The organism is Synechococcus sp. MU1643, from assembly GCF_020514095.1.
GTDB lineage: Bacteria > Cyanobacteriota > Cyanobacteriia > PCC-6307 > Cyanobiaceae > Parasynechococcus.
In genome coordinates this window covers 72,057-88,631 of record NZ_VTKY01000006.1, presented here as the reverse complement: position 1 = coordinate 88,631, position 16,575 = coordinate 72,057, and the positions used below count along the sequence as shown (strand labels likewise).

General features: G+C 63.2%; 17 protein-coding genes. 7 read left to right on the top strand and 10 right to left on the bottom strand.

What is annotated here, in order from left to right; translation table 11 throughout:
• The first annotated feature begins 11 nt into the window (after window positions 1-11).
• Both FZX09_RS09910 and FZX09_RS09905 read left to right on the top strand, forming a co-directional pair.
• Window positions 12-572, top strand: a complete 561-nt coding sequence (locus FZX09_RS09910) for an NUDIX hydrolase (protein ID WP_226402393.1) — start codon at window positions 12-14, stop codon at window positions 570-572.
• Window positions 572-2,005 (top strand): deoxyribodipyrimidine photo-lyase, encoded by a 1,434-nt coding sequence (locus FZX09_RS09905; protein ID WP_226402391.1) that lies wholly within the window; start codon window positions 572-574, stop codon window positions 2,003-2,005. Before FZX09_RS09910 ends, FZX09_RS09905 begins: the two co-directional genes overlap by 1 nt.
• Here the strand turns inward: FZX09_RS09905 and FZX09_RS09900 are convergent.
• Window positions 1,984-3,225 carry a DegT/DnrJ/EryC1/StrS aminotransferase family protein gene (locus FZX09_RS09900; protein ID WP_226402389.1) on the bottom strand — a complete coding sequence of 414 codons (1,242 nt, stop codon included), beginning with the start codon at window positions 3,223-3,225 and terminating at the stop codon, window positions 1,984-1,986. The genes FZX09_RS09905 and FZX09_RS09900 overlap by 22 nt on opposite strands.
• A gap of 19 nt (window positions 3,226-3,244) precedes the next feature.
• Entirely contained in the window at window positions 3,245-3,829 is a 585-nt protein-coding gene (locus FZX09_RS09895; protein ID WP_226402451.1) for a thioredoxin family protein, read from the bottom strand.
• Window positions 3,830-3,886: 57 nt separating this feature from the next.
• On the opposite strand from FZX09_RS09895, the gene FZX09_RS09890 reads away from it, so the two are divergent.
• On the top strand, window positions 3,887-4,405 hold the full coding sequence (locus FZX09_RS09890; protein WP_226402387.1) for a hypothetical protein: 519 nt from the start codon (window positions 3,887-3,889) through the stop codon (window positions 4,403-4,405).
• On the opposite strand, the gene FZX09_RS09885 is transcribed toward FZX09_RS09890, so the two are convergent.
• Window positions 4,387-4,827 (bottom strand): hypothetical protein, encoded by a 441-nt coding sequence (locus FZX09_RS09885; protein WP_226402385.1) that lies wholly within the window; start codon window positions 4,825-4,827, stop codon window positions 4,387-4,389. The genes FZX09_RS09890 and FZX09_RS09885 overlap by 19 nt on opposite strands.
• A gap of 14 nt (window positions 4,828-4,841) precedes the next feature.
• Window positions 4,842-5,753, bottom strand: coding sequence for an FAD-binding domain-containing protein (locus tag FZX09_RS09880; protein WP_226402383.1), 912 nt, complete (start codon window positions 5,751-5,753; stop codon window positions 4,842-4,844).
• A gap of 82 nt (window positions 5,754-5,835) precedes the next feature.
• On the opposite strand from FZX09_RS09880, the gene fabI reads away from it, so the two are divergent.
• From fabI to FZX09_RS09860, 4 genes are read left to right on the top strand one after another with little or no spacing between them, the layout of a single operon-like run.
• Entirely contained in the window at window positions 5,836-6,618 is a 783-nt protein-coding gene (fabI, locus tag FZX09_RS09875) for an enoyl-ACP reductase FabI (RefSeq protein WP_186541725.1), read from the top strand.
• 29 nt (window positions 6,619-6,647) lie between these two features.
• Complete coding sequence (gene hisB, locus FZX09_RS09870) at window positions 6,648-7,256, top strand: imidazoleglycerol-phosphate dehydratase HisB (RefSeq protein ID WP_226402381.1); 609 nt, start codon at window positions 6,648-6,650, stop codon at window positions 7,254-7,256.
• A 60-nt stretch (window positions 7,257-7,316) separates the two neighbouring features.
• Entirely contained in the window at window positions 7,317-8,795 is a 1,479-nt protein-coding gene (locus tag FZX09_RS09865) for a carotenoid oxygenase family protein (protein WP_226402379.1), read from the top strand.
• A gap of 3 nt (window positions 8,796-8,798) precedes the next feature.
• Window positions 8,799-9,572: an SIMPL domain-containing protein gene (locus FZX09_RS09860; protein WP_370624232.1), complete on the top strand. Its 774-nt coding sequence runs from the start codon at window positions 8,799-8,801 to the stop codon at window positions 9,570-9,572.
• Window positions 9,573-9,584: 12 nt separating this feature from the next.
• Here FZX09_RS09860 and FZX09_RS09855 read toward each other — a convergent pair whose 3' ends face one another.
• The 6 genes from FZX09_RS09855 to FZX09_RS09830 all read right to left on the bottom strand — a co-directional run bounded on the left by FZX09_RS09855 (window position 9,585) and on the right by FZX09_RS09830 (window position 16,547).
• Window positions 9,585-11,138 carry a BCCT family transporter gene (locus tag FZX09_RS09855; RefSeq protein WP_226402377.1) on the bottom strand — a complete coding sequence of 518 codons (1,554 nt, stop codon included), beginning with the start codon at window positions 11,136-11,138 and terminating at the stop codon, window positions 9,585-9,587.
• A gap of 18 nt (window positions 11,139-11,156) precedes the next feature.
• On the bottom strand, window positions 11,157-12,347 hold the full coding sequence (locus tag FZX09_RS09850) for an FAD-dependent oxidoreductase (RefSeq protein WP_226402375.1): 1,191 nt from the start codon (window positions 12,345-12,347) through the stop codon (window positions 11,157-11,159).
• Complete coding sequence (locus FZX09_RS09845; protein ID WP_226402373.1) at window positions 12,344-13,399, bottom strand: Glu/Leu/Phe/Val dehydrogenase dimerization domain-containing protein; 1,056 nt, start codon at window positions 13,397-13,399, stop codon at window positions 12,344-12,346. The genes FZX09_RS09850 and FZX09_RS09845 overlap by 4 nt, the downstream gene beginning before the upstream one ends.
• Window positions 13,399-14,436, bottom strand: coding sequence for a class I SAM-dependent methyltransferase (locus FZX09_RS09840; protein ID WP_226402371.1), 1,038 nt, complete (start codon window positions 14,434-14,436; stop codon window positions 13,399-13,401). Before FZX09_RS09840 ends, FZX09_RS09845 begins: the two co-directional genes overlap by 1 nt.
• A 69-nt stretch (window positions 14,437-14,505) precedes the next feature.
• The gene (rdgB, locus tag FZX09_RS09835; protein ID WP_226402369.1) at window positions 14,506-15,087 is read right to left on the bottom strand and encodes an RdgB/HAM1 family non-canonical purine NTP pyrophosphatase; all 582 of its coding nucleotides are present in this window, start codon (window positions 15,085-15,087) and stop codon (window positions 14,506-14,508) included.
• The gene (locus FZX09_RS09830) at window positions 15,084-16,547 is read right to left on the bottom strand and encodes a phosphoglucomutase/phosphomannomutase family protein (RefSeq protein ID WP_226402367.1); all 1,464 of its coding nucleotides are present in this window, start codon (window positions 16,545-16,547) and stop codon (window positions 15,084-15,086) included. Before FZX09_RS09830 ends, rdgB begins: the two co-directional genes overlap by 4 nt.
• Window positions 16,548-16,575: the final 28 nt, after the last annotated feature.

Here is a 16,575-nt window from a genome sequence, read left to right as displayed (position 1 = left end):
GCCCGTGACCCATGGCACCCCTGCCGTCACCGGAACCGTTCGAGCTGCTTGACACCGTTGAGGTGGTGGATGCTCGCAAGCTCCGTTTCGAGCGCAACCGGATCAAATTGCCGATGGGGGTGGAGGCCACCTTCGGGATGATCCGCCACCCCGGCGCCTCCCTGGCGGTGCCGATCACCGACGATGGCCAGGTGGTGCTGCTGCGGCAGTATCGCTTCGCGGTGCAGGCCCGTCTGCTGGAGTTTCCCGCGGGCACCCTGGAGGAGGGGGAAGATCCTCTGGAATCGATGCAGCGCGAGCTGGGGGAAGAGGCCGGTTACAGCGCAGCGAAGTGGGATGTGTTGGGGCCGATGCTTCCATGCCCGGGCTATTCCGATGAGGTGATCCACTGCTTCCTGGCTCGGCAGCTCACCCCACTGGAGAACCCGCCAGCCGGCGATGACGATGAAGACCTTGAGGTGGTGCTGATGAGCCCAGCGCAGCTGGATTCAGCCCTGGCATCGGGCGATGAATGGCTGGATGGCAAAAGCGTCACCGCCTGGTTCCGTGCCAAACAGCTTCTCGACCTCTGATGACCAGCTCTCGCGTTCTGTTCTGGCACCGCCGCGATCTGCGCTTGGCGGACAACCTCGGATTGGTGGCTGCTGCGCAGATCAGTCCTGCGGTGACGGGCGTTTATGTGCTCGACCCCCAGCTGATCAACCCGCCGGAGCATTTGCCGCCGATGGCGCCGTCCCGCCTGTGGTTTCTGATTAAGAGCCTGGTGGAATTGCAGCAGCGCTGGCGTGAGGCCGGCAGTCGCCTGGTGGTGCTGGAGGGCGACCCAGTGGCGGTGTTGCCGCAGCTGGCGCAGCAGATCGGTGCTGAGGCTGTGGTGTGGAACCGCGATGTGGAGCCCTATGCCCGTGAGCGGGACCGCCAGGTGGCCAAAACCCTGCAGGCTGAGAGCCGCAAGGTGGTGGTGGATTGGGATCAGCTGCTCATCGCTCCGGAACTGATCAAGACCGGCGCTGGCGATCCCTACCGCGTGTATGGCCCGTTCCTGCGCAACTGGCGCGGCCAGGTGCTGGCTCAGAAGCCAGCCGCCGTTGCCGCGCCCTCAGGCTTGCTGGATCTGCCGCCGGATCTGGTGCCGTCTGGTGATCCCCTGCCCGCCCTGCGGGACAGCCATGGGTTCCAAGGCACCGAGATCTGCCCCTGTCGCCCCGGAGAAGCGGCGGCCCTGGCGCAACTCACCAGCTTCTGTGATGGTCCGCTGCTTGGCTACGAACCCGACCGCAATTTCCCTGGCACCGCCGGCACCTCGTATCTGAGTGCTGCCTTGAGCGTCGGTACGCTCAGCCCTCGCCAGGCCTGGTGTGCCGCCCAGGACTCTCGCGACCAGGCCCGCAGTGAGGAGCAGCTCCATGCCATCGCTGTGTGGGAGCAGGAGCTTGGCTGGCGTGAGTTCTACCAGCAGGCGCTGTTTCATTTCCCTGAGTTGGCCGACGGCCCCTATCGCGAGCAGTGGCGGCGATTTCCCTGGGAGAACAACGAGGACTGGTTCGACTTCTGGAAGGACGGTCAGACCGGTATTCCGATCATCGATGCAGCGATGCGGCAGCTCAATCAGACCGGCTGGATGCACAACCGCTGCCGCATGATCGTGGCCTCCTATCTGGTCAAAGACCTGATCTGCGACTGGCGCTGGGGCGAGCGCGCCTTCATGGAACTGGAGGTGGATGGCGACCTGGCTGCTAACAACGGGGGTTGGCAGTGGAGTGCCAGCAGCGGCATGGACCCCAAGCCTCTGCGCATCTTCAACCCCGCCACCCAAGCCTCCAAATTCGATTCAGCTGGCGACTACATCCGCCGGTGGGTGCCGGAGTTGCGTCATGTGAACACCAAGGATCTGCTCAGCGGTGAGATCGGTGCGCTGGAACGGCGCGACTATCCCGAACCGCTGGTTGATCACAAGAAGCAGCAGGCACGTTTTAAGGCGCTTTACGCCACCATCCGGTCTTGATCGCCTTCGTCGCCACGACGAAATTGGGCGGGCACATTGGATGTCAGCAAATGGCGCACCGTGTCGATCACAGACTGTTGCTGCTCTTCACTTAACTCAGGGAAGATCGGCAGGCTCAGCACCTGGCCGCAGAGCTGTTCCGTCACAGGTAATGAACCCTGTTTCAAGCCCAGATGGGCATAGGCCGGCTGGCGGTGAATCGGAATCGGGTAGTAAATGATCGTGTTCACCCCACGCTCCTGCAGGGTCTGCTTGAACCAGTCGCGGCAGCAGCTTTCAGGGATCCCGTGGCGTGCACTGGTGCTGGAGGGAATGCAGCTTGCGTGGCAGAGCAGCTGGTCATTGGGGCAACTGCCGATGCGAACCACAAATTGGTTCCAGCTGTGGCCGTCCTCGGCCGTCGGCAAGGTGATGCCATCGAGATCCCCGAGGGCATCCAGATAACGCTCAGCGATGGCGCCTCGTTTGCTGATCCATGCCTCCAGCTTTGGCAGCTTCACGTTCAGCACTGCGGCCTGGATCGCATCCAGGCGGCTGTTGTAGCCAAGGCTGGTGTGGAGGTAGCGCTCGGGCATGCCGTGAACGGCCAGCTCACGCATGATCTGGGCCAGTTGGGCATCGCTGGTGGTGATGGCACCACCGTCTCCTGCGGCGCCGAGGTTCTTGGTGGGGAAGAAGCTGAAGCAGCCCGCATTACCGAAGCTTCCCACCGCCTGCCCTTGCCAACGGGCTCCCGTCGCTTGGGCGCAGTCTTCGATCACCTTGAGCTGATTATGCTCGGCAATGGCCATCACTCGGGTCATGTTGACTGCACGCCCGAACAGGTGCACCGGCATCAGAGCCTTGGTGGCGGGGGTGATCGCGGCTTCGATCTGATCGAAATCGATCAGGTAAGTGCTTGGGTCGACATCCACGAACACAGGCGTGGCGCCGACGGCGCTGATGGCCTCAGCGGTGGCGAAAAAACTGAAGGAGGCAGTGATCACCTCATCCCCTGCCCCGATTCCCAGGCCACGCAGGGCAAGGATCAACGCATCGGTGCCGCTGTTGCAGCCCACAGCGTGCTCGCAGCCAACGCTCGTGGCGAAGGCCCTCTCGAAGCGTTGGATTTGCGGTCCACCGATGTACTGGCCACTGCGCACCACCTCGAGCACCGCCTCTTCGAGGTCTACACCGAGATCATCGATCTGCTGGCTGAGGCTGAAGGGAGGTACCTGCATAAAGCAAAGCTTAAGTGGCTCAGCCGAACCACTCCGGTTCGTATTCAGGGTTCCACTTCACATTGCAGCCCACCGAGGCGGTCTGCACTGGGTTCACCTGTGATCCCGTCAGCACGGCATCGAGGGCGGCCCGCAGGTCGCGGCCGTTGAGGGGCTGATTGTTGCCGGGCCGGCTGCCGTCCAACTGGCCGCGGTAGCGCAGGCTCTGCAGACCTTCACCATCGGCTGAGAACAGGTAGAACTCCGGCGTGCAAGCGGCCCTGAGGGCTCGGGCCAAGGTTTGTTGCTCATCCAGCAGGTAGGGGAAGCCCCAGCCCTGCCGCCTGGCCTGCTCCGCTAGTTGCTTCGGTCCGTCCTGGGGGTGGGTGATCAGGCTGTTGCTGCTCACGCCCACCAGCTGAACCGCATCGTTGAAATCGTTGTCCAGTCGCTTGAGTTCGGGTTCCACGTGCTTCACAAACGGGCAATGGGCGCAAAGCACCATCAGCAGCACGGGTCGGTGGTCCAGAGAATTGCTGTTCAGCTGCCCGCCCGTGACCTGGGGCAAATCAAAACTGGGCAGGCCCGTGCCGAGCGCCAGCATCGTTGATGGTGTCAGGGCCATAAGGCTCAGGCAGATGCGGCGAATCTGCTTCAGGATGGCCACCTCCGCTGGTGATGGATGCGGCGCCTGCGTCTGCTTTGGGGAGTTGGCTTGCTGCTCGGGGCTTGCGCTGCGCCGAAGGAGCCGCCCAGCTGGCGGTTGTTCCCCCTGCAGCGCTACTCGCCCCATGACGGGGTGGCCGTGGTCAACCAGCCCGATGGCTACGGGTTGCACATCTACCTGGAGACAGACACCAGCTTCCAGGGGGTGTGTCGTCCCCGCTGGTTGCCGGATCCAGCACGCCTGTTCAACGGCAATGGATCCACACCGTTCAGTTCCGGTCTGGCGGCCCGTCAGGAATTTTTCGATGCCGTGGCCCGGCGTGATGTGCGTGGCCTGTTGAAAAAGGAGCTCAAAGCTCTGTGCCAGGACCGCGCTCCTGACGACCGCTGGCAATGGACTGAGCCGCCCCGGAACGACAATCAGGTGGTGCCTGTGCAGCTTCCCTCTCTCGAAGAGGAAGACCTGCTCACCAATCCCGTGGAGGAATTGAAGCGGGCCCGGCAGCTGCTGAGGGATCAACGGGCTGGTGAGTAGCCCTCCCACGCCACAGCTTCGGCTTCGCGCCAATAGCGGCTGAATCGCCCCAGCCGGGGTGGCCGCGGAAGCTCCACGAACGGTTCGGGATCCAGCAGTTCAAGCGGCAGCTCTGCATCGATGGCTTCGCCGATCCGCTCCAGGCGTGGATCCACCATGCTGCTGCTGATCACACCATCGGCCTGATGGCGACGGGCAAAGGCCAGCACCTCAGCAGCCACATCCCCCTTGCGCAAGGTGAGGGGAAGGTCGAGGGCGTTTTCGTAGAGGAAACCAAGCCGTTTGCGGCTGATTCGTGCGTTTTGGATCCAGCGGGTGTCGAACACGAACACCGCTGGGGCATCAGGCCAGGCCTGCAGTGCTGGGTTGTTAGCACCAAGAGCCTCCTCGTGAATCCAGAGGATGGGGCGTTGAAACGTCATGGAGGATCTCCTGCTTATCGCTTGGGACGGGCCAGGGCGGCACTGGCACCCCCGCTGTTCCGGCGTTGACGGTTGCGTTGCTGGTTTCGGTCGTTGCCGTTGTCTCGGATGGCTGGCATCGGAGCGAACAGCTGGTTCTCCAGTTGGTCGTAGCTGCCCTCGAAGGGGCAGGAGTTGGCATTGGGGCAGCCGTCGCAGTACCTCCCATCGCTGTAGCGCTCGAGGTTGCCGCGGTTGAAGAAATAGGGCTTGTGGCTGAAGGTGCTGGCCACCCACTGCCAGCTCAGGTGGTTGCTGGCCGGATCGCCATCCAGCAGGTGCTCCAGAAACCAGTCGGCACCGACCTTCCAATGCACTCGGCGCCAGTGCACGAGCCAGGCGGCCATCCACATCCGGGCATGGTTGTGCAGCCAGCCGGTGGTCACCAGTTGATCGCGGAAGCCATCCATGCAGGCCAGCCCCGTGGTCCCTGCGCGCACATCGGCCGGTAGCTCCTGGGCATAGGCCCGGGCGTCATGGCCTGTCTTGAACGGTTCCTGATCGTCGTTGATGCCGTCGCCCAAATCGAGCCACATCCGTTGCCAGAAGTCGCGCCAGCCGAGTTCATTGATCAGCTTTCCGCCCTCATCGCGGTTGCGGATCCGTGCAAACACTGAATCACGTACCTCAGCAAGCGTTAGAACGCCGTGGCGGATGTAGGGCGACAGTCCGGTGACCGCGCCCTTGAGGTGGTTGCGGCTCTTGGCGTAACGCCTGGCGTCGATGCGCCGCAGCTTGTTTTCGGCTGGCTCACGCCCACCGCGGATCGGGCTGAGCTCCCCTTCCGCTTCCGGGAACTCTTGCGCCAACAGGGTGTTTAAGGCATCGCGGGACGCGAATTGCCTCGGCAGATCGCCGTTGATCGGGGGTGACGCAGCGCTGGGCACCGGTCGTTGTCAGCAAACGAGCGGTGATCTTGGCGGGGGATGGGGGAGAATCGCGCGAATTCATCCGTCCCGGTCTGTCCCGATGCTGCTTGATCTCACCGGCAAGAAGATTCTCGTCACCGGCATCGCCAACAACCGTTCGATCGCTTGGGGCATTGCTCAGCAGCTGAAGGCGGCCGGTGCTGAACTTGGCATCACTTACCTGCCTGATGACAAAGGCCGCTTTGAGGCCAAGGTGCGCGAACTCACCGCTCCCCTGGAGCCCAGCCTCTTCCTGCCTTTGAATGTGCAGGATGCCGACCAGATGGCTGAGGTCTTTGGGGAGATCAAGGAGAAGTGGGGCGTTCTCGATGGTCTGGTGCACTGCCTGGCCTTTGCCGGCAAGGAAGAGCTGATTGGTGATTACAGCGCCACCACCGCTGAAGGTTTTGCGCGATCCCTAGATATCAGTGCTTATTCGCTGGCCCCTCTCTGTGCCCATGCCAAGCCGCTGTTCAGCGAAAAGGCTGGTGTGATCACGCTTTCGTACCTCGGCGCTGAGCGGGCCATCCCCAATTACAACGTGATGGGTGTTGCCAAAGCGGCTCTGGAGGCCTCCGTTCGCTATCTCGCGGCAGAGCTTGGTCCCGAGAAGCAGGTGCGCGTCAATGCCATCAGCGCCGGCCCGATCCGCACCCTGGCCAGCTCCGCCATTGGCGGCATCCTCGAGATGATCCACAACGTGGAGGAGAAAGCCCCCCTGCGTCGCACCGTCACCCAGATGGAAGTGGGCGGCACCGCTGCCTTCCTGCTCAGCGATCTGGCCAGTGGCATCTCCGGTCAGACCATTTACGTGGATGCTGGCTATTGCGTCACCGGAATGTGAGGCACGATGAGGGCACTGAAGGTCGGGTGATGGCACGTCAGGGAACGATCCATCGGGTCACTGGTGAAACCGATGTGAAGGTGCGTCTGGATCTGGACGGTTCCGGCCAGTGTCAGGCCAGTACCGGTGTGCCGTTTCTCGACCACATGCTTCATCAGATCAGCAGCCATGGCCTGATCGATCTGGAGATCAATGCGGTGGGAGACACCCACATCGACGATCACCACACCAATGAGGACGTGGGCATTGCTGTGGGGCAGGCCCTGGCCCAGGCCCTGGGGGATCGGCGCGGCATCCACCGCTTCGGTCACTTCGTGGCACCGCTGGATGAGGCCTTGGTTCAGGTGGCCCTGGATTGTTCCGGTCGCCCCCACCTCAGCTACAGCCTTGCGATCCACAGCCAGAAGATCGGCACCTACGACACCGAGCTCGTGAAGGAGTTCTTCGTGGCGGTGGTCAACAACAGCGGGCTGACCCTCCACATCCGTCAGCTGGATGGGGCCAACTCCCACCACATCGTTGAAGCCTGCTTCAAAGCTTTTGCCCGGGCCCTGCGCATGGCCACGGAGGTGGATCCACGCCGGGCCGGCGCCATACCCAGCAGCAAAGGGGTGCTGGAACAGGCTGGTGCCAGCTGAGCTCGGCTCCGCGCTTCACAGTCCTTTACGAGAGGATGGGCGAACGTTGATCGTTCGCCCGTGACCGTCGCCCCCGCCCGCAGCTACGACCGCAGCGACTGGGCCAGCGCCTTTGTGAACGTTGAGCAGGAACTCACCGACGTGGCGCTGACGCCGGTGCGTGGTGTGGTTCCTGCCGAACTTCAGGGCACGTTCTATCGCAATGGCCCCGGCCGTCTTGAGCGGGATGGGCATCGCGTGCATCACCCCTTCGATGGCGACGGCATGATCGCGGCGATGCGGTTTGAGAACGGCAGCGTCTCCCTCAGCAACCGTTTTGTGCGCACTGAGGGTTGGCTGGCGGAGGAGAAGGCCGGCAAGGTTCTCTACCGAGGCGTGTTCGGCAGTCAGAAGCCGGGTGGTCGGCTGGCCAACGCCTTTGACCTGCGCTTGAAGAACATCGCCAACACCAACGTGGTGCGTCTGGGTGATCAGCTGTTGGCCCTCTGGGAGGCGGCGGAACCCCATGCGCTCGATCCCCGCAGCCTGGAGACCCGTGGCCTGTCACGCCTCGATGGTGTGTTGAAAAAGGGCGAGGCCTTCAGTGCTCACCCCCGCTTCGATCCCGGCCACAACGGACGGCCCTGCATGGTCACCTTCGGGGTCAAGACCGGGCCCCGCAGCACCATCCGTCTGATGGAGTTCGCCACCGATGGCCCGGAGGCCGGCACCTTGCTGCACGACCGTTCCGACAGCTTCCCCGGCTTCGCCTTCCTTCACGATTTCGCCATCACCCCCAACTGGGCGGTGTTCCTCCAGAACGCCATCGCCTTCAATCCCTTGCCGTTTGTGACCGGCGAAAAGGGTGCGGCCCAGTGCCTGGCATCTCAACCCGGCGGCAAGGGGCGTTTCTGGCTGATTCCCCGTGATTCCGGTCGCTTCGCTGGTCAGAAGCCCCGCATCCTCGAAGCTCCCGACGGTTTCGTCTTCCATCACCTCAATGCCTTTGAGGATGGCGATCACGTTGTGGTGGAGAGCATCGTCTACGACGATTTCCCGTCCATCGGACCTGATGAGGATTTCGCTGAGGTGAATTTCGACACAGTGCCGGAGGGGATCCTGCACCGTTGTTGCCTCGATCTCAGTCGGGAATCGGTGCAGACCGAGCGGATCAGCGAGCGCACCTGTGAGTTCGCCATGGTTAACCCCGAGCGTCAAGGCCTTAGTGCCCGTTTCGCCTGGATGGCGGTGGCGGAGCGGGAGAGGGGCAACGATCCGTTGCAGGCCATCCAGAAACTTGATCTGCACTCCGGGGAGACCCACACCTGGAGTGCGGCGCCCAGGGGCTTTGTGAGTGAGCCGTTGATGGTGCGTCGTCTCGGTGCTGAGGCAGAGGACGACGGCTGGGTGCTCGATCTGGTCTGGAACGGGGCCAGGGCCGCATCCGATCTTGTGATCCTCAACGCCCGTGATCTGTCGGAGGTGGCGGTGCTTGAGCTGCCGTTGGCTGTTCCCCATGGCCTGCATGGGAGCTGGGCGGCGGGTTCAGTCACGGCTTGACACATGCCGGTCACGGTTGAGCAGGGTTTGCCGCTCCAAGCTCGCCAGCATGGAGATCCCAACAGAAGGCTCGGCATGACTTCTCGTTTCTGGAGCGCTGCGAAGGTCGTCGCGCCCGTTCTGCTCGGGCTCAATGTCTTGGCGCCATCCCCGCTGCTGGCTGCAGAGCGTGTTTGCAATGGCACCCTGCTTCAGATCCAGGTGAATGAGCGTGGCACCAGCCGCAGTGATCGTTTTCGCTTTTCGCTCGGGCTCGACGCTGAACATGCCAGTAAGGACGCTGCGACGAGCGCCCTTAACGCCCGGTTGGCAGAGGCGCGTCAGGTCATTCAGCCCCTGGCGATAGGCCGGCTCACGATCCCTGCACCCCGCAGCTACTCCGTTGGGCGAGGCACGTCGGGACCACGGCTGGAGCGGGCGAGCACCACCATCACGGGCGAGGTGAGCCGTGACCATTACGACGCGCTGATCCAGGCCGCAGGTCGTTTGCCGGGGGTTCGACTGCAGGGAATGACATCCTTGGCGTCGAGCGATAGCCGCGCCTCATTGGCGGATCAGTTGCTGAAACAAGCTCTCGAGACGGGGCAACGTCGCGCCCAGGCCACAGCTCGGGCTCTCGGCCTGCGCAAGGTGGAGTTGTTGCTAATTGACCAGCGTGGATCGACCTATCGGCCCATGGCGATGGCTGCACGCATGGGGGAGGAAAGCTTCAAGCCTGCGGAGGCTCCCAAGCCAAGTCAGAGCCTCACCCTCAAATTGGATTACTGCCTGCGTTGATTGGCATCGGGATCACTGCGTAGTGACCGTGCCCCGCCGCCATTCTTTCCAGGCCAGCCTTGGCGCTGACCAAAGGGTTGCCAGCACCAGCGGGGTGACCGGTACCGCGGTGATCACGATGAAGGCTTGAAGTGCGTCGATGGAGGTGCTGTCCCCCAGGCCCGTGCCGATGCGCAGCAGCACCAAGGTGAGACTGCCGATCATCAAGGCCCAGAACAGGCGAAGTAGAGCAGGGGGCTCGTTGCGGCCGCTCACCACCATGGCCGCGGCGTAACTCATCGAGTCGGCGCTGGTGCACATAAACAGCACCACCAGCAGCAGGCCGATTGGAATCAGCAGGCCGGCCAGGGGCAGCTGGCTGAGGATGGTCAGCAGTGCAGCGGCGGCTCCGTTTTGGGCGAGGGCTTCGCTGATGCCGCCACCGGCCAACTCCAGATGCAATCCGGTGCCCCCCAGCAGGGTGAACCAAAGGTTGGTCACGATCGGACAAAGGATGGCTACTGCCAGCACCAGTTCACGGATGCTGCGACCTCGGCTGACGCCGGCTGTGAACAGCCCCATCAAGGGCGCGTAGCCCAGGAACCAGCCCCAGTAGAACACCGTCCAGCCATTCACCCAGTTCGCCGGCACTGCATTGGGTGTAAGGGCCATCTGCGGCAGATGGATCAGGTAGGTGATGAAGCCGCTGAAGAAGTGCTGAATCAGCCAGAGGCCTGGGCCCAACAGCAGCAGGCCCGCCGCCATGGCCAGGGTGAGCCACACATTGAGCTCCGAAAGCCACTTGATGCCTTTTTGAATGCCGCTGACGGTGGATGTTGCAAAGACGGCCGTAAGCAGCACTACCACCAGGGATTGCAGGCCGGCACTGTCGGTGAGCCAGGGCAGTTGCCCTGCGGCATTGCTGAGCTGCAGCGAGAGGAAGCCCAAGGGGCCAACGGTCCCCGCGATCGCGGCCACCACGGAAAAACCATCCGCCAGGTGACCGATCGGGCCATCCACCCAGGAGCGCGGCACGATGTTCACCAGGAGGGTGCGGGGACGAAGGGGTTCACCGCGTCGTTCGAGGATCGAAAAGGTGATCGTGGTGGTGGTGGCTACAAGAGCCCAGGCCAGGAAACCCCAGTGCAGAAAACTCACCGCCAGGGCGGGATCCACCGCTGCGGCTGTGCTGGGCTCGATCCCTTCAAACACCGGTGATGTTGTTTGGAAGTGATACAGCGGTTCGGCAGCGGACCAGAACACACCACCTCCCGCCAGCAGGGTGCAGATCAGCACCGCGCACCAATCGAAGAATTTGAAGCTCGGCTTGGCGTCCGCTCCGCCAAGCCGGAGTTTGCCGATGGGGCTGATGGCAAGGATCAGCGCGATCAGAAACAGCAGCACCACCATCCATTGCCAAACTCCCCCCAGGGCATCACTGATCACGGCTTTGCCGGTTTCAGTGAAATGCTTGGCCAGAGCCAGGTCGATGGCCGAGACCAACAGAAAAATCAGCAGGGGGATGGCGCCGACCCAAAGAGGGGGCTGTTGCCACCAGGAACGCTGGTTTGCGGGGTTGTCAGACATCGGATGAGGGGTGAAAGGTCAGGCTCGGACGGCGTCGCGTTGGTGGCTCCAGCAGGAGAGATCCACTGCAGGTTGTTCACCACTGGCGAGGCGTGCCAGAGAATCACCAATCAGGGGAGCGAACTTGAAGGCCTGGCCGGATCCCCCTGCAAACAGACTCAGCTTTGGGGTGAGCCGATCCAGCACGAAGTTCACATCGCTGGCCATGGAGTACGGGCTGATCACGGTCTCGACTCGCTCCTGAACTCCCTCCAATTCGTTGAACAGGAAGGTGTCGAGCAGCTCCACCAGTCGAGCTGGTGGCTCGGTGGCCATGGCGTTGGGTGCGGCGACCCGCAGTTCTCTTGGGGCCCAGTCGATACCGGCCTTGATCCGGGGTCGGCCATCCGCCGTTTGGCTCAACACGGGGAAGCCGTAGTACAGGCCACCATCGTCGCCTCGTTCTTGCTGGAAGCAGAACCACTGGGGGTAGCGATCAGCGAGTGCTGGGTTGACGGTGTAGTGGGCCCAAAGCATCGGCCACACCTCCAGTTTCGGTGCCAAGCCGAGGGGGGCCAGCAACAGTTGGCTCCAGATCCCGCAGGCCACCACCAGTTGGCTTGCGGCGATGTGCTCGCCACTCTGCAGGGTGACGCCTCCACCATCGGGATCAAGTCCGGCCACTGGGCAGTGCTCGATCAGCTGATGGCCGGCGTTACGGGCGGTATTGATCCAGTGGGTGACAACTTTGTCGCTGCGCACGGCACCGGCGGTGGGTTCGAACAGGCCAGTGAAACCCGTCTTTGGCTTCAGCGGGAAACGGGCAGCGATCTGTTCGGCATTGAGGGCCTCATAGGGGATTCCCTGATCGTCCATGACCCGGCGGGCCCCGGGGATCGATCCCTCGATCGTTTCCTCATCCCAGCTTTCGCCGTAGAAGAGCAGGCCGTGGGTCTCTCTCAGCTGCTCGCCGGCGTGAGTTTCCTCTTCCCGCCAAAGGCGATTGGCCTCCTGGGCCAGACGGCAGAGCACCGGGTCGGAATACATCTCCCGGAACATCCGGGTTTCGCCGTAGCTGCTGGCCTTGGCGTGGGCCAGAGTCTTGGCTTCAAGCAGCACCACATCGCGCACGCCGCGGCGGGCAAGGGATGCAGCGCAGCTCAGGCCCGCCATGCCGCCGCCGACGATCACGACCGCTGCGCGGCTGGGCAGTGAGGAGGGCGTGCTCATTCGCTATCTCCAAAGCTGAGGCCGATGGGATCGGTGGAGGGTGTCGCCGCCACTTCCTCGAGGGCGGCCCCAACCGACAAACCCTGTTCGCGCTGATTGAGATAGTCACTGGCCCGCCGGCGCACCTCATCGCGTACGAAGGCATAGACGTCCGTGGCGCCTGCATCCTTCCAGGCATCGGGGGAGAACCGCTCGATCGAATCGGCGATCACGGCGCCAGCATTCACAAGGGGGTCCGGCAGTACCCGCACACCGCGGCGACGCAGGTCGTCTGCTAATTGCGGTTGCTGGAAGGGGGCATTGGCTGCAGGAACCACGGCGGGGGTCTTCAAGGCCGTCGCCATTTCGGCGTTGATCAACCCGGAGATGGAACAGGGCAGCACCAGGTCGAGGTCCAGTTCCCACCAGGCACAGCTCTCCGGCAGAGGCGTCGCTCCGGGAAAACTGGCTCTCTCGCGATCCAGATCCACGGTGAACACCGTCCAGCCGTGATCGACGAGATGACGGGCCACCGTTCCGCCGACGGCACCGCAGCCGTGCACTAGGGCCCGGCCGGGATGGGCGTCGTTGAGGTCCTTCTCCAGCACTGCCTCCACGGCGCCGAGGGTGCCATGGGCGGTGGCGGCACTTGCGTCTACTGGGCTGCCGACCGCCGCCAGCACATGCGGTGTGAGCGCCGTCAGACGCTCCATGTCCTCCAGGCTGGTGTTGAGATCGCAGCCAGTGATCATGGCGCCATCGAGCGACTCCAGCAGCTCGGCGGTGACGCTGATCAGTTCATCCTTGACCGCAGCGGGCTCCGCTGCCCGGGCGACGATCTTGCCTCCAGCAAAACCGGTGCCGTAGAGATCGTGCTTGTGGGTCATCAACCCCGCCAGCCGCTGTCCATCAGCGATGCAGGCCTCATCGCTTGGGTAATTCAGCAGGCGCAGGCCCCCGTTGGCGGGGCGCTTGGCATCAGTGTTTTCCGCCACCACGAACACCGAGAGGTGGTCGGAGACGTGTTCCGCCAGCACCGACACGGTCGGCGATGCTTTCTTGCTGCTGCTCATCAGGCCACCTTTTCCATCATCTGGTGGTGTTCGACGTAGTCGAGACTCCATTCGCTGGGGGTTTCGGCGATGCGCTGTTGCAGCCGCTCGTACACCGTGTCTGCAGCGGTGTCCCCGGCAGCACTGGCGAAGCTGTGGCGACTCCAGCTGCGGATTGTGGCCATTAAGCCGGCGGCGAAAGCGGTCGTGTCACCGTTGTTGTCCCAGCGGCGTCTGTAGGGGCACTTCACATAGACCGTCCTCTCGTCCACGAGGCGCAGTCCGTTGCGGTAAGCGGCGCTGCTCTCGTCCTTCAGCGGAGCCATGAACTCCTCGGGGGACTTGTAGAAATTCAAAACGGTGCCTTTTTTGTATTGCTCTGCGCTGATCAGACCTTCCTCGGCCATGCCGCGCCAGATCTGGTGCAATTGGTCGTGCACATTGCGGGTTTCGCCGCCGTTGTGACCGAGATAGCGTCCTTCGTTATCGCGTGAGAGGTTCACGGTCAGCAGTCGCCCGCCCACCTTCAGCTCGCGACTACGCAGTTCGAGGATGTAGTTCCAGTCCTTCATCGCCTGGGCGGTGAAACGCTGAAGGGCATCCGCATCACCGGAGGCCAGCACATGGGTGTGGCTATCGAGTGGTCCGGGCGAAGCGCTCAGCCAGTGCATGGCGGTTGCGGAGAAGCCGAAGCTCACGCTGTCCGGGGCCACGGAGGGCTCGTAGAAGCTGCGGGCACTCACCAGAACTGTTGGCTTCGGATCCCGGGGAATCTGCAGGGCCAGGTTTTCTGCCAGAGCGAGGTTGTCGTTGCTCGGTAAGTCGTTCCCGATCAGCGTCAGATGAGCACTCGGCTGGTTGGCATGCAGGCGATCCAGCACTTGATTCCAGAGCCCTACAGCAGTTCCGCCGTCGGCAGCTCCGTAATCGATCAGGACATGGCTGTCTGCGACAGCCAGTTGATTCACACAAGTCAAGGCCCAGTCCGAGGCGGCTTCGATGCAGAGAAGAGCGCCCTCGGTCTGCGCGCTGTAACCCGTGGTCATGGCGATGGCCATGGACCTCGTCAGCGGCAGGTCTCACCGTACAGACCATGCTCCAGGAGCCTTTGTATCCGTGGTTCTTCTTCAGGATGCACCGAGCAACTGGCGCAGCTTGGGTTCCAGGAGGCTGAAGGCCTTTCCGCGGTGGCCGTGCTGCTTTTTCTCTGCCAAAGGCATCTCGGCGAAGGTGCGGCCGGTTCCAGCGACTTCGAAGATCGGGTCGTAGCCGAAACCCTGATCTCCCCGGGGTGCGGCTGTGATCAAGCCGTCGCAACGGCCTTCCACCTCCAGCAGGATGGCGCCGTCCGGAGCGGCGACACAGAGCGCGGCGCAGAAATAGGCCTGGCGTTGGTCTGAGCCGTCAAGGGCTTGCAGCAGCCGGGCAATCCGTTCTGGATCCGTGGGGGCGTAGCGGGCGGAATGAACCCCCGGAGCGCCATTGAGAGCATCCACACTGAGGCCTGAATCATCGGCCAGAGACCATTCCCCTGTTGCGGCTGCAATCGCTTGAGCCTTGAGCCGGGCATTGGCGGCAAAGGTGGTGCCTGTCTCATCGACCTCCAAACCTTCGGGCTGGGGTCGCACGGTGACGGGCAGGGCCTGCAGCAAGCCCTCGAATTCACGAATCTTTCCTGCGTTGCCGCTGGCGATCACCAGTGTCTTCATGCGGCCTCCGCGAACTGTCTGGCCCAGGCGAGCACCTTCTTCACCCGATCGGCATCAGGCCCTTCGCAGTAGAGCCGCAGCAGCGGTTCTGTGCCGGAAAAGCGCAGCATTAACCAGTGGTTCGGTCCCATCCTCAGTTTGATCCCGTCGGTGCTGATCACCTCCAGCACCTCCGCTCCGGCGACGGTCGAGGGCGTGCTCTGGTCCAGCAGCGTCTCGAGCCGTCGGCGCGCCTCCATGTCGGCCAAGCGCAGGTCGAGTCGGTCGTAGTGACTGCTGCCTCCGTGCTGTTGCTGGAGTGCATCCAGCCGCGCGCCCAGGGGTTGCTCTCCTTCCACCAAGGCTTCCAGCACAAGCATCGCTGCGAACAGGGCGTCCCGCTCTGGCAGGTGCATGCCGAAGCCGACACCACCGGATTCCTCGCCGCCGATCAGCACATCCCCGGCCAGCATCTCTGTCGCGATGTACTTGAAGCCCACCGCGAGCTCCAGAACCTTGCGCCCCTGGGCCTCTGCCACCAGACGCATCAGATCGGAGCCGCTCACGGTTTTGACCACGGCGCCTGGCAGCTGGCGGGCCCGGGCCAGGTGATCGATCAACAGGGGCATCAGCAGCTGGGTGCTGCAGAACCGGCCGGTTTCATCCACTGCGGCGATGCGGTCACCATCGCCGTCGAACACCAGTCCCACAGCAGGAGTTCCGGCGGCGGTTGAGGCTTTCACCGCTGTGATCAATTCCCCGAGGTAGGGCGCCAGGGGTTCTGGCGGATGACCGCCAAACAAGGGATCACGTTCGCTGCGGATTTCCTCCACAACGCCGGCAGCTTCAGGGCCGAGCAGCTCTGTCACACACCCGGCTGCTGATCCGTGCATCGGATCGACGATCACCTTCAGGTTGATGGCCTTGAGGCCATGCACCAGGGCGCTCAGATCCAGCTTGCGGCGCAGCCCTTCGAGATGCTCGCCGCGCCCATCAAACCGGGGGACTTCCGCTTTGATCGGTGCCGTGATGCCGCCGGCGGCCAGGCGTCGTTCGACAGCGGCCGTGAAGTCTCCTTCGACCGATCCACCAAAGGGCCCTTTGATTTTCAGCCCCAGCCATTCCGGCGGGTTGTGACTGGCGGTGATCACCAATGCTCCCAGGGCTTTGCGCTCCACCACGGCCCAGCTGCAGGCCGGCGTGGGTACAGCGGTGTCGGTGAGCAGGGGTTCGAGTTCACAGCCTCGCACCGCGGCCGCGATGGCTTCCGCCAATTCGGGAGCCAGAAAGCGCCGGTCGTAACCGATCACCACCGTTCGACTGTTGAGATCCTCGGGGGCGCGATGGGCAAGCTCCCGAGCCGCGGCAGCGGCAACGGGCAACAACCGCTCAACTGTGATGTCGACGCCGGTGATCCCGCGCCAGCCATCGGTGCCGAACTTGATCGGAGCTGGACTCAGAGGGAGGGGAGCCGATGCCATGGCACAGCCTGCACTTCAGAGGATCTAG